Origin of the sequence: Pseudomonas sp. F3-2 (genome assembly GCF_038804275.1) — a bacterium.
Lineage (GTDB): Bacteria > Pseudomonadota > Gammaproteobacteria > Pseudomonadales > Pseudomonadaceae > Aquipseudomonas.
The window spans coordinates 156,612-169,682 of sequence record NZ_CP152388.1 but is presented as its reverse complement, the minus strand read 5'-3'; the positions used below and the strand labels follow the sequence as shown (position 1 = coordinate 169,682).

Genomic DNA, 13,071 nt, shown 5'->3' with positions numbered 1-13,071 from the left:
CCACAACGGTATTGAGATAACCCATGCTATTCACCCAGATAACGCGTCAGGCCCAGGTCAGCAGCCCGCTGGGCCCGGACGTCCTGCTCTTGAAACACATGGACGGCGCCGAGGAGCTGGGGCGTCTGTTCGAGTATGAGTTGCAGTTGACGTCCAGCGACCACGCGATCGACCTGAACCAGCTGCTGGGCAAGCCGATGAGCGTGGCGCTGCAACTGAGTAATGGCGGCAGCCGCTATTTTCATGGGGTGGTTTCACGCTGCAGCCAGAACGTCGACATCGGTCAGTTCGCCAGCTATCAGGTCACGCTGCGGCCCTGGCTGTGGCTGCTGACTCGCACCTCCGACTGCAAGATCTTCCAGCATCTGAGCATCCCGCAGATCATCAAACAGGTGTTCCGCGATCTTGGTTTTTCCGACTTCGAAGACGCCCTCAGCCGGCCTTATCGCGAGTGGGAATACTGTGTTCAATACCGTGAAAACAGCTTCGATTTTGTCAGCCGCTTGATGGAGCAGGAGGGTATCTACTACTTCTTCCGTCACGAAAAGGATCGCCATGTATTGGTGCTGGCCGATGCCTATGGCGCGCATCTTCCAGCACCCGGTTACGAGTTCGTACCGTTCTTCCCGCCGGATGGGCAGCATCGCGAGCGCGATCACATTAGCGACTGGCATCTGGCCCAGCAGGTCCAGCCAGGCTCGCTTGAGCTCAACGACTATGACTTTCAGCGGCCAAGCGCCCGCATCGACGTGCGGTCGCAAATACCGCAGCCACACAGCGCCGGCGACTATCCACTGTACGACTATCCCGGCACCTACGTGGACAGCGAGGACGGCGAGCACTATGCGCGCACGCGCATCGAGGCGATTCACAGCCTGCATGAACGGGTCGAACTGAGCGGCAATGCGCGTGGCCTGGGCGTCGGTCACGTATTCAGCCTGACTGGATTCAGCCGTCAGGACCAGAACCGCGAATACCTGATCGTCGGCTCGCGCTACCAGATTGCCCAAGAGCGTCTGGAAAGCGGCGCCCACTGCGCAGGCGCGCAGTTCGACAGCGCATTGACCTGCGTGGACGCGCAGCAGAGCTTCCGCCCGCTGCCCACCACCGCCCGCCCCATTGTCAAAGGGCCGCAGACAGCCGTGGTGGTCGGCCCCGTCGGTGAGGAGATCTGGACCGACCAATTTGGCCGGGTGAAGGTGCATTTCCATTGGGACCGTCACGACCAATCCAACGAAAACAGCTCGTGCTGGATTCGCGTGTCTCAAGCGTGGGCCGGTAAAAACTGGGGGTCGATGCAGATTCCGCGCATCGGGCAGGAAGTCATCGTCAGCTTTCTGGAAGGCGATCCCGACCGGCCGATCATTACCGGCCGCGTCTATAACGCCGAGCAGGCGGTGCCTTACGACCTGCCCGCCAACGCCACTCAAAGCGGCATGAAGAGCCGCTCGAGCAAAGGCGGCACGCCTGCCAACTTCAACGAAATCCGCATGGAAGACAAAAAAGGCGCCGAGCAACTGTACATCCACGCCGAGCGCAATCAGGACATCGTGGTCGAGGTGGATGAAAGCCATTGGGTGGGGCATGACCGTCGTAAAGGTGTCGCAAACAACGAATTGGTCACGATCGGTCAGGACAGAGTGCGCGCGGTCAAGCACGACGACGTTCTGCTGGTGGGCGCCCGCAAGGCTGACAGCGTCAGCTGCAGTTACCTGATCGAGGTGGGCGAAAACTTTCGTCTGGTCTGCGGCAGAAGTGTGCTGGAGCTCAATGCGAGTGGGCAGATCAACCTTACAGGCGTGCAGCTCAACGTAAACACCGAGGGCAGCGCCCAGATCAATACCGGCGGCCAGCTGCACTTGAACATCGGCGGCGGCCCCGGCGCCACGCCGGACGGCCAAGGCAACAAAAGCAGCATCGATGCCGCCGTCAACGCGATGTTTCCCGAGCCGAAACCCGGCCAATAAAACCCCAGCCTGAGAGAACCCGTCGCCATGACGTATCGCATCAACGAATTTCAGTTCGCCCTGCCCGACGCTGAGCTGCAGGACGCCTCGATCAACATCCTCACGTTCCCGAAGCTGGAGACGTCGTTGATCGTCAGCCGAAGCCTGCTGACTGACGAAGAGACCTTGCACAGCAATTTTGATGACCAGCTCAAGCGGCTGGCAAAACAAGTCGACAACCTGCGTCATCAGCCCGTTCAATTGATTCGGCTCGGCGCTGGGGAGGCAGTCGAAGCGCTGGAATTACGGAGCCAGTTCAACAAAGGCGCCGAGGATATCTTTCAGTATCAGTTGGCGCTGGTACTCCCCGGGACCCGCAAAATGCTCGCCCTGAGCTACGTCAAAACCCAGCCGTTGGGTGATGCCGAAGCTGTGCACTGGGCGCAGATCAAAGCGTCACTGCAATTCGACGCCGGCCAATGAGCGGTCAGGTTTCGTTCATGAGTGTCGCCGATGTCTGATGCGCTCTGGGCCGCCCGGGTCGGCGATGCGTTGTCACACACCTCAATGATGGCCGACGTATTCGGCGGGGTTCTTGAAGTATCTGCGAACATCGCCATTGGTGCAGTGGCCACGGCTGCAGTCGTTGCAGCGACCGGTCTCACGATTGCCACAGGCGGCATCGGCGCTTGCGTGCTAGGTGCCGTGGTCGGCCTGGTTGTCGGCGTGGCAATGAGCAAAACCGGGGCAGATAAAGGTTTGGGGTCGTTATGCGAGGACATCGGTAACGGGCTGTTCCCGGCCACGGTTCAGGCCAACATTTCTACCGGCTCCAGCGACACCTTCATCAACGGACTGCCTGCGGCGAGGGCGGCGGGTAGCGTACCGTTCACACCGGCGGCCGCGGGCTCGTCTGGCAGCTCGGAAACCGATGGTCTTGCGGCAACGCCCGAAGACGAATCAGGCTTTCTCGACATGGCCATGGGTTTCTTCTCGCAGATGTGGCGTCCCACCGTTGCGACACCCGGGCCGGGCGTCGCGCCCAAGCCGCTGGACCTGCTCCTTTGCACCCGCCATCCACCAATGCCGCCGCAAATGCTCGCTGAAGGTTCGGCCAAGGTCACCATCAACGGTCAGCCCGCCGTGCGCAGCGGCGACCGCAGCACGTGCGATGCCACGGTCGTGTCGTCGGGGCTGATCTCTCCCAATGTGCGCATTGGTGGCGGCAAGGTCGTGGTGCGCGAAATCCGCAGCGGCAAGACGCCCGGCGTCGGTCTGGCGGTCACCGCGCTGATGATGCTCAAGGGCCGCAGGGGCACGTTTCAGAGCAATCTGCCCTGCATGCTGCTTGGCGGTGTAAACGCCTTCGCCGTCAGTTCGGCGATGGGGGCGTTGACCCACGCCATCGCTGGCTCGCCAAATCCGGTCCACGCAGCGACCGGCGCCAAGGTCCTGGGCGGTGCCGAGGAGCTGGATTTCGTGCTGCCAGGTACTCTGCCCATCGACTGGCAGCGCTTTTACAACAGCCGCGATGAACGCCGAAACGGGATGTTCGGCACTGGCTGGAGCGTCGCCTACGAAGTCAACGTGCGTATCGACGTTCATCCAGACGGCGGTGAGCGCCTGCTCTACATCGATGAGCAAGCTCGGTCCATCGACATGGGCTCTGTCCCGCCGGGCGGCGCTGTCTTCAGCGCAGGCGAGGGGCTTGCGGTGCGGCGGCATGACGACGGGCAGTTGCTGATCGAAAGTCAGGACGGGATATATCGGCTGTTCGAGCCCGCACCAGGCGACGCCACGTACCTGCGCCTCACCCAGTTAGGCGATCGCAACGACAACCGTATTTATCTGAACTACGACAGTGATGGAAGGCTGATTGAGCTGCGAGATACGTTCGACCTGCTTCGCGTATCGCTGGTGTATTCCGGACAGTGGCCGAGTCGGGTCGAGCGCATCGTACGCACGCTCGACGACCAGACCCGCCAGCTTCTGGCGAGCTATGCCTACGATGCATGCGGTGATCTGGCTGAGGTTCGTGATGCGCTGGGCGCCGTGCAGCGGCACTTTGTCTATGATCCCGGCGGGCGCATGGTTGAGCATCGGTTGCCGACGGGCCTGCGCTGTTTTTATGAATGGGCGCTGCTCGATGGGCTTGAGTGGCGGGTGATTCGCCACTGGACCGACGAGGGTGACGAATACCACTTTGATTATGACCTGAACGCTGGCAGCACGCGGATCACCGACAGCCTGCATCGATGCAGCACTCGCCTGTGGAACAGTCAGCACCAGATCACCGAATACGCAGACACGCTGGGCCAGACCTGGCGGTTTATCTGGAATGACGAGCGGCAGTTGCTCTCGGCCGTCGATCCACACGACGGAGAATGGCGATACAGCTATGACGACGCAGGCAATCTCATCGGGACTCAAGACCCATTGGGTCGCCAGGATGCGACCGTCTGGCTGGAGCATTGGTCGCTGCCGAGAGTGGCAACGAACGCCGCGGGCAACAGCTGGCACTACCATTACGATTCGCGGGGGAACTGCACCCGGGAAACCGATCCCCTGGGCCACGTCACGCGCTATCGCTACGACGAGCGCGGTCAGGTGGTCGAGATCGTTGATGCCATCGGCAAACGCAAGCAACTGCGTTGGAATGATTTCGGTCAGTTGACCGAACACGTGGATTGCTCAGGCTATTCCACATCCTTCAACTACGACTCGCGCGGCTACTTGCAAGGCATCACCGACGCGCTGGGCGAGTGCACGACGTTTGAGCATGACGCACAGGGACGTCTCTTGCGCAGCCACCTTGCAGATGGTCGGGTCGAGCACTACCTGCGCGATGCCAGTGGGTTGCTCACCGGCTATACCGATCCAGCTGGCCACACCACGCGTTATGAGTACGACCGTCGCGGCCAGGTGCGCCAGCGTCTCGATGCGCACAATCGCCGGGTGCGTTTCAGTTATGACGCCTATGGCCGACTGCACGCCCTGAGTAATGAAAATGGTGAAAGCTATCGCTTCGCCTGGGACGCCGGCGATCGACTGGTCGCGCAACAGGATCTGGACGGCAGCCAGCGCCACTACAGCTACGACGGTCTGAACAATCCGGTTCGGGTCGAGCACCTGCCTGCGCCTGATGATGACCCGCGGATGCCCGCATCGATTGTTCATTCGGTGGAGCGTGACCCAGTAGGTCGGCTCACCGCCAAGATTACCGCCGATGGCCGCACCGAATACCGTTACAACGCGCTGGATCAGCTTATCGAGGTCACTTTTACCGATGTGCAGAACGGTCAGCAGTGTCTTGGCTTCGATTACGATGCGGCGGGTCGCCTGCGGGGTGAGCGAAGCGCCGGAGGATCGTTACAGCATCACTACGACGAACTGGGCAATCTGATTCAAACGCACTTGCCCGATGGCCGTTGGCTCAATCGGCTGCACTACGGCAGTGGTCATCTGCACCAGATCAACCTCGACGGACAGGTCATCAGCGATTTCGAGCGCGATCGTCTGCATCGCGAGGTGCTGCGCAGTCAGGGGCAGATCACGACGCGCAGCCAATACGATCGCTGCGGGCGTTTGCGCGCAAGAATGCGTCGCCCGACTCATCAACCGCCGCAACTGCCTGCGCAATCCAGCCAAGAGTTTCAATACGATCCGTGCGACAACCTGACCGGTCGGCTGTATCGAAGCCGCCCTCAGGATCGCCGAACGCTGCTGCACTACGATGCGACAAGCCGAATCATCGCCAGTCAGGACAGTATTCGGGGGGACAATGAAACCTTTGCCTACGACGCTGCGGCCAACCTGCTCGATGGTTCGCATCCAGAGGCGGGCCTGATACGTCATAACCGATTGCTGACCTATCAGGACAAGCGCTATCGCTACGACGGCTTCGGGCGGCTGATCGAAAAACGCAGCATGCGTCACGGTATCCAACGCTTCGCATACGACGCAGAAAGCCGACTGATCGAGGTGCACAACCCGAACGGCCATGTCGTGCGCATGAGCTACGACCCACTGGGTCGGCGCATCGGCAAAAGCGAATACAACGGGCGTGGGCAGCGGCTCGGCGAAACTCGTTTTATGTGGGATCGCCTGCGTCTGCTGCACGAACAGCGCAACAGCCTGAGCAGCCTGTACGTCTATGCAGACGGCAGCCACGAACCCCTCGCCCGTATCGACGGCAGCGGCGCCCTGCAAACGATTCGCTACTACCACAACGACCTGAACGGCTTGCCCGAACAACTCACCGAAACCGACGGCCGCACCGTGTGGCAAGCGCGCTATCACGTCTGGGGCAACACCTGCGAAGAAACCCGCGAGCCGTACTTCATCGAGGAGCAAAACCTAAGGTTCCAGGGCCAATACCTTGATCGCGAGACCGGACTGCACTACAACACCTTCAGGTTCTACGATCCAGATATCGGACGCTTCACCACGCCGGATCCGATCGGGTTGCTGGGCGGACTGAATTTATATCAGTACGCGCCGAATCCGGTTGGGTGGGTGGATCCTTGGGGGTTAGCCGCTTGTGGCAAAAACATAGACGCGCTACGCAATGGACCTCAGAAGACAACGGTGAGTGTGAAAACTAAAGGTGAAGCTCACGAACTTGTGATGGAAGCGTTTCCTGACGCTCAGAAAGTCCGTGGCATTGGTTCACAAGATGCGGCGGGTATTAGAAAGAAATTCAAAATGGAGCAGTTCAAGAAGAAAGACGGCAAGGTCCGCTACAGGAAGGACTACCCAATCGACAGAGCGACCGGACGTGTATTTGGTCATGACGATCCAAAAGGAACAGGACACGGCGAACTCCCACATATAAACATCAAACGTGCGGACGGAACGATGGTCCGCATCGACATAACTAGCTGAGGCCCCTCAATGGACAACCTGATCAATGCTCTCAATTCAGGAAAGCGACGTGGGTACGACGAGATCCGCACAAGCGAATCGACCCAATATCTTTACCAATATGCAATTAAAAAAGAGAAAGACGCTTACATCACCTATTTTATGAAAATAGAAGAATCCAAGCTGGATGTTTTTGAAGACTATGCAGAAGAAGTAATGACGACATTCACCGAATTACGAGATGCGTTGCAATACCTGCGAAGGGTAGGCGCAGAAATTGAAAAACTCGGCCCCATCAAAGGGACTTTACCTTTCTGATTTCGGTAATTTAACTGCACAGCCCCCCGAAGTCCGAACTCAGTGCATGGACTAGAGTTATGAAAAAGCGCCTTGTACGCTCAAGTTCAAATTTGGAGAAAGCGCTAGCGGACGAGGTGAGCGCTCACTGGTACACGCTGCTAGTTGACAATGGTGAGTCAGCGCCTGGCACCAGAAACCCTTGGAATCAGGACGTGGCTGAGCTGGAAAAAACGGTGTACTTGGCGGACGACTGCGTGATCACGATACGTCCGGCTCGATATGCGTTATCAGAGGGTGCTTACGCCGATTATGAAAAAGATCGTTATTTTTTAGAGATCTCGAATCAAGACAGCTCCATGGTACTCAATTCGGCGCGTGTCTATGCCTGGGAGGAAGTGACGACGTTGGCTTCTTTTTTCAAAGGAATCTCTTTCACCGCCGCGAGTCGAGTCTGGAAGGTAAAAAAGCTCTGACACATCAGGTTTTTTCTTTGGCTGACGCCCCCGACTAACCCGGAATGCAGGGCCTCGTTGAACCTAGCCTTAAGCCAACGCGGCTCAATATCCCGCATCCGGGGAACGATTGGGCGGCGGGGAGGTTCACACTTCTTGTCTTTGAACCGTCTTCCAAGCGAGCTCCCTGTATGGAACACGTCCTCCCGGACGCCTGGCTGAACGCTCTGCCGTTGCCATGGCTGAACACACTTATCGCCGCGACCGCCGCTGTCTGCATCGCCCTGTTGGGGCGCTGGTTCGCACTGGTGGTACTTCGACGATTCGCCAATTCCTTCGTTTTTGCGCAGCAACTGATACTGCGCGCCGAGCCGCCCAGTTTGTGGCTGATCCCGTTATTGGCACTGCAAACCGTCTGGACTTCCGCGCCGGATGATCTGATGTTGATCAACGGCGTCAGGCATCTCAACGGGATGCTGGTGGTGGCAGGCTTTACCTGGCTGGCGCTCAGTTGCGTGAGAGCGATCGGCGAGGCCGTGGCGATCCGCAATCCGTTGGATATCGAGGACAATCTCCAGGCCAGACGCATTCAGACGCAGGTGCGCGTTCTGGTTCGCTGCCTGAACGTGCTGGTGCTGCTGTTCGGGACGGGCTTGATCCTGATGAGCTTTCCGCCGGTCAGGCAGATCGGTACGAGTCTGCTGGCGTCTGCGGGGCTGGCGGGACTGGCAGCGGGCTTCGCCGCCAAGCCGGTGCTGGGTAACCTGATTGCCGGGCTGCAGATTGCGATCTCTCAACCGATTCGGCTGGACGACGTGGTCATCGTGGAGGGCGAGTGGGGTCGGATCGAGGAGATCAGCGGCACGTACGTGGTGGTGAAAATCTGGGACGAGCGCCGGATGGTGATCCCGTTGCAGTACTTCATCGAAAAGCCCTTCCAGAACTGGACGCGCAGCACATCGAGCCTGATTGGTTCGGTCTTCTTATGGGTCGATTACGCACTGCCGCTGGAAGAGTTGCGTGAAGAAACGGAGCGCATCTGCAGGGATATTCCGCATCTGTGGGACGGGCGCGTGTGCGTGTTGCAGGTCACGGACACCACCGCCAAAGCCATGCAGCTGCGGGTGCTGCTGAGTTCGGCCGATTCGTCGCGCAGTTGGGACGCCCGCTGCCACATGCGCGAGCGGCTGATCAGCTTTGTCGCCAAGCAATACCCGCAATATCTGCCGCAGCTGCGCGCCGAGATGTCATCGCGTACGGTTCAGCCCGAACGAGAAGGACACGAAACGCCAACCGAGATTGCCCGTCAGCCCCCGGTTTGAGCAGCTTCAAGGCGCGTGACGCGCTTGATGTGAGATGTTCAGCGGGGCGCCGAGTCGGTGCCCCGCTTGAACTCACTGCCCCTGATTGAACATCACGAACTTGCCCATCATCGCCGCTGCGAACTGCTGGGCGGTCATTTTGATGCCGTTGAAATCCACCATGTCATCGGCGTAATGCAGGTTGGAGACGATGTTGTCGCCCTCGACGTTGCCCACCTGCAGCATCACAGCCATGCCACCTACGGATTCGGCGGCGCCCTGGGCTTGCTGGGCAATCGCCGCGGGATCGGTCAGGCCCGCCGATTTTGCCTGCAACGCTGCCAGGTCCCGGATCATCGGCTTGGAGACCACCAGTCGCGCGTCCAGGCGGGTCAGCAACTGCTTGAGCAAGGCGGCGCCCGGCTGGTCGAGAGAACTCGGATTGCCCAGGTCCATCGACAGGTTGAAATGGCTCTCGCCGCTGGCAGTCTTAAGGGAGAACTTTTCCAGCTCGATGTGTGGCTTGGCGGTCAGCAGCTTGCCGATCTCAGCTTGAATCTGAGCCTGATCCGCTGCGCTCAGATGCGGCGTATAGGACTGGCCTGTCGCTGCGGCCGCCTGTGCCTGTGGCTGGATTTTTTCCTGGTACAGCTGGAACAGCGACTTGGTCGCGGCGATATCGAAATTGGCAAACTTCCAGAGCATCTGCGAGGAGCCAATGCTCTGCCCGTCGAAGCTGATATTGCCGACGTCGTAACTGACCTGCGCGTTGAGGTTGCCTTCCACTTCCTGCAGCAGGCTGGTGTTGACGAAGTCTTTGAATTCGATTGCAGGCTGACCGGCGGCCTGGAATGTAAACGCGCCCACTCTGGCGTCGCTGTGGCCCAAGTAGAAGCCAGACTGGCCCTTTGTGCCGCCGGTGTTGAACGTGAAGTCTTTCATCGACAGCTTGACCGGCCCCTCTTCGGACGTCGCGGTGACATCCAGGCTGCCCAGCAGACCGTTGGCTTCGAGCTTCTCGCCGTTGCCGCTGGCTGAGGCGTTGAGGGTCAGCCCGGAGAACTTGAAATCTCCTTCCTGATTGCTGAATTCGAATGGCAGAAAGTCGATGCGGCCCAAGCCAGCGCGATCGTAGCCCATGCTGAAGTGGCCCGTCAGCGGCGACTGGTCATGGGTCATGGCGAACCATTTCTCGGCGTAGATGTTCTTTTCCAGCTGCATGTTGCTGGCCGCCATGACCGGCACCAGTTGCAACGACTTCACCCGGCTCCACGGCAGCGGGCCATGCTCGATGTTGTCCACGAACAACAGTTCCACGGGTTGATCGTCAGTAAGCTGATGGTCGCGGAACGTCAGTTTGTAATGGGCGGTGCTGGTGAAAAAATGGCGATCCAGTGACAGCAATTCGATGCTCGCGCTGGCTTCCTGGCCAACGAGCGCGGCCTGCATCTGCTGGTTACCTTGCTGAACGACATCACCCAGCACGCCTTCAAGACGAACTCCCGTATACCAGGCACCGGCGGTGACCAGAGCGCCTGCAACCACGATGACGCCTACGGCAATGTTGACTGATTTTTTCATGTGTCGACTCGAAGATGTCCGTTCTTGAAGAGGGGTCGTGTCTTCCGTGACCCCGCAGGGTTTCAGCGCATCGGTGCGCGCGCCGGGCAGCATTTCTGGCTGCCGAGAGCCCGCGAGATTAGCACTTGATGAGGACGTTTTGCAGCCGCGATGAACGGGAGTCGCCCCTAGCCACAGCGTTCCTCGAAACGTTAGGCTGAACGTCAATTTGCAAACGGGATCGATGAGATGAGCGATGCGCAAAAGCCCAAGGGACCGATCAAAGCGGTGATCTTCGACATGGATGGCCTGTTGCTGGACACCGAAGGCATCTACACCGAGGTGACCAACACCATCGCCAACTGGCACGGGAAGACCTTCGACTGGGCGGTGAAGCAGCATTCCATCGGTCGTGGCTCACAGGATTTTGCCGACTACGTGATCAGCGCTCTGGAATTGCCGATTTCCGCTGAGGAATTCCTGACCGTCCGCCAGCCGATGCTCGACGAGCGCTTTCCCCACGCGCAACCGATGCCTGGGGCCGAGGCTCTGGTGCGGCATCTGGCTGAGCACAATATTCCGATTGCCGTGGGCACCAGCTCCTCGCTTCATTACTTCAATGTGAAAACGAGCAATCATCGTCCGTGGTTCGAGCTGTTTCGGCATGTCGTGACGGCTGATCATCAGGACGTGACAGCTGCCAAACCTGCGCCGGATATCTTTCTCGTCGCCGCTCGCTTCCTGGGCGTGGACCCAAAAGACTGCCTGGTGTTCGAGGACTCGCCTTTCGGCGTGACAGCCGCGAAGACCGCAGGCATGTATGCGGTGGCCGTTCCGGATTCGCATATGCCCGTCGAGCAGTATGCCCATGCCGACCTGATCCTGGATTCACTGGCGCAATTCCCGCTGGAAGACTGGGGCCTGCCGGGTTACCGCGACTGATTCTGCCAGCTGTGTGAAAACGCCAGCAGCACACAGATTGTGAATGCGCTCGCAACGCGGCTGTTCGGTCATTGAATTGCTTGAACAGCCGTCTTGCGGACGATATCGCCTGCGCAGAATGAAATTGCCAGCGCTCTCGTGTCGACTATAGAATGCGATCAATTCTTAATTACATCCGGCAAGGATGCCCGGTATGTTCTAGTGGTCCCTATGTCGTCAATCGATCGATCGCTCAATCTGCATGTCCAGAACCTGTATTGCGAACACCATGGCTGGCTACAGCGCTGGCTGGATCGCAAGCTGGGCAATCGCTGCGATGCAGCCGATCTGGCCCATGACACGTTCATCCGCCTGCTCACCCGACAAAGCCCAGCCAACCTGGGCGCGGAGCCGCGTGCGCTGCTGACGCACATCGCCAAGGGCCTGGTGATCGATCGCTGGCGCCGACAAGATGTCGAGCGCGCGTATCTGGAGACCATTGCCCACCTGCCTGAGCCTGAAGTGCCGTCGCCGGAAACCCGCTGGCTGATTCTCGAAGCGCTGTATCGCATCGACGCCATGCTGCGTGAAATGCCGGAAAAGACACGTCAGGCGTTCTTGATGTCGCAGATCGACGGCATGACCTATGCGCAGATCGCCAGCGAACTCAACGTGTCCCTGATCACGGTCAAGCGCTACATGCGCGACGCATTCCTCGCCTGCCTGAGCGTGGCGTGATGAATCATCCTATCGATCCGCAGATCCTGGGCGAAGCCGCTGACTGGCTGGTGCAGCTGCAATCCGGCGCCGCGACTGAAGAAGACCACCGCGCCGTAGCGCTTTGGCGCGGACGCAGCGCTCAACATGCTCAGGCCTGGCAGCGGGCAGAAGCCATCATCGGCGACTTCCGCGCGGTGCCAGGCTCGATTGCCAGCGATACGATCAAACGCATTGGCCGCAATAAAAGCATCGGTAGACGTCAGGCGCTCAACCGCATCGGCCTGTTTCTGCTGGCGGGCCCAGCGATCTGGCTGGCGCAGCGCGAGCTGCCGTGGCAGGAATGGATGGCCGATCAGCACACCGCCATCGGCGAGCAGAAAAACCTGACGTTGCCGGATGGCACGCAAATGCTGATCAACACTGGCAGCTCACTGAACATCGCTTTCAACGCCAATGAGCGACGCATCAAATTGCTCACCGGCGAAGTGCTGATTACCACAGCAAAGGACCCGTCGCCGACCTATCGCCCTCTCATCGTTCAGACGCGGCACGGCACGGCCCGGGCGCTGGGCACGCGTTTCAGCGTGCGCGTCGAGGATCAGATGAGTCGCCTGGCGGTGGTGGAAGGCGCAGTGGAAATGCGGCCAGTCAGCGGCGGTCAGGCGGTGATCGTCAAGGCAGGCGAGCAAAGCGCGTTCGGTTCTGTCAGCGCCTATCCCGTGCAGCCGCTGGATAGGGCGAGCATGACGTGGGAGAACGGCATGATGGTCGCCACAAACATGCGCCTGGCGGACTTGCTGACGGAGCTGGGTCGCTATCGCCCGGGTGTCTTGCGCTGTCACGATTCGGTGGCGGATCTGAGGGTTTCCGGTGCATTTTCGCTGCGCGATACCGACGCCAGCCTGCGCCTGTTGCAGCAAACGATGCCGATCAACGTCAGCAGCCTGACACGGTATTGGGTGGCGGTTGAGCCGCGCGGCTGAACCGGTCGTCACGACTGACAAGCCC

General features: G+C 59.5%; 10 protein-coding genes. 9 read left to right on the top strand and 1 reads right to left on the bottom strand.

The features are described from left to right. Positions 1-23 precede the first annotated feature (23 nt). The 6 genes from AAGQ88_RS00765 (at position 24) to AAGQ88_RS00740 (ending at position 8,883) form a co-directional block, all read left to right on the top strand. Positions 24-1,967, top strand: coding sequence for a type VI secretion system tip protein VgrG (locus AAGQ88_RS00765; protein ID WP_342654177.1), 1,944 nt, complete (start codon positions 24-26; stop codon positions 1,965-1,967). 27 nt (positions 1,968-1,994) lie between these two features. Then, a complete protein-coding gene (locus tag AAGQ88_RS00760) occupies positions 1,995-2,429 on the top strand; it encodes a DcrB-related protein (protein WP_342654176.1) in 435 nt (144 codons plus the stop codon). Positions 2,430-2,459: 30 nt separating this feature from the next. After that, positions 2,460-6,830: an RHS repeat-associated core domain-containing protein gene (locus AAGQ88_RS00755; protein ID WP_342654175.1), complete on the top strand. Its 4,371-nt coding sequence runs from the start codon at positions 2,460-2,462 to the stop codon at positions 6,828-6,830. Between the two features lie 9 nt (positions 6,831-6,839). After that, positions 6,840-7,127, top strand: a complete 288-nt coding sequence (locus tag AAGQ88_RS00750; protein ID WP_342654174.1) for a hypothetical protein — start codon at positions 6,840-6,842, stop codon at positions 7,125-7,127. A 59-nt stretch (positions 7,128-7,186) separates the two neighbouring features. Next, a complete protein-coding gene (locus tag AAGQ88_RS00745; protein WP_342654173.1) occupies positions 7,187-7,582 on the top strand; it encodes a hypothetical protein in 396 nt (131 codons plus the stop codon). A 170-nt stretch (positions 7,583-7,752) separates the two neighbouring features. Continuing rightward, a complete protein-coding gene (locus tag AAGQ88_RS00740; protein WP_093467984.1) occupies positions 7,753-8,883 on the top strand; it encodes a mechanosensitive ion channel family protein in 1,131 nt (376 codons plus the stop codon). A gap of 72 nt (positions 8,884-8,955) precedes the next feature. Here AAGQ88_RS00740 and AAGQ88_RS00735 read toward each other — a convergent pair whose 3' ends face one another. After that, positions 8,956-10,443: a YdgA family protein gene (locus AAGQ88_RS00735; protein WP_342654172.1), complete on the bottom strand. Its 1,488-nt coding sequence runs from the start codon at positions 10,441-10,443 to the stop codon at positions 8,956-8,958. A 228-nt stretch (positions 10,444-10,671) separates the two neighbouring features. On the opposite strand from AAGQ88_RS00735, the gene AAGQ88_RS00730 reads away from it, so the two are divergent. The 3 genes from AAGQ88_RS00730 (at position 10,672) to AAGQ88_RS00720 (ending at position 13,046) form a co-directional block, all read left to right on the top strand. Then, a complete protein-coding gene (locus AAGQ88_RS00730; RefSeq protein ID WP_342654171.1) occupies positions 10,672-11,364 on the top strand; it encodes an HAD-IA family hydrolase in 693 nt (230 codons plus the stop codon). Positions 11,365-11,574: 210 nt separating this feature from the next. Further along, positions 11,575-12,081 (top strand): sigma-70 family RNA polymerase sigma factor, encoded by a 507-nt coding sequence (locus AAGQ88_RS00725; RefSeq protein ID WP_285423651.1) that lies wholly within the window; start codon positions 11,575-11,577, stop codon positions 12,079-12,081. Continuing rightward, positions 12,081-13,046 (top strand): FecR domain-containing protein, encoded by a 966-nt coding sequence (locus AAGQ88_RS00720; RefSeq protein ID WP_342654170.1) that lies wholly within the window; start codon positions 12,081-12,083, stop codon positions 13,044-13,046. Before AAGQ88_RS00725 ends, AAGQ88_RS00720 begins: the two co-directional genes overlap by 1 nt. The last annotated feature ends 25 nt before the right edge of the window (positions 13,047-13,071 follow it).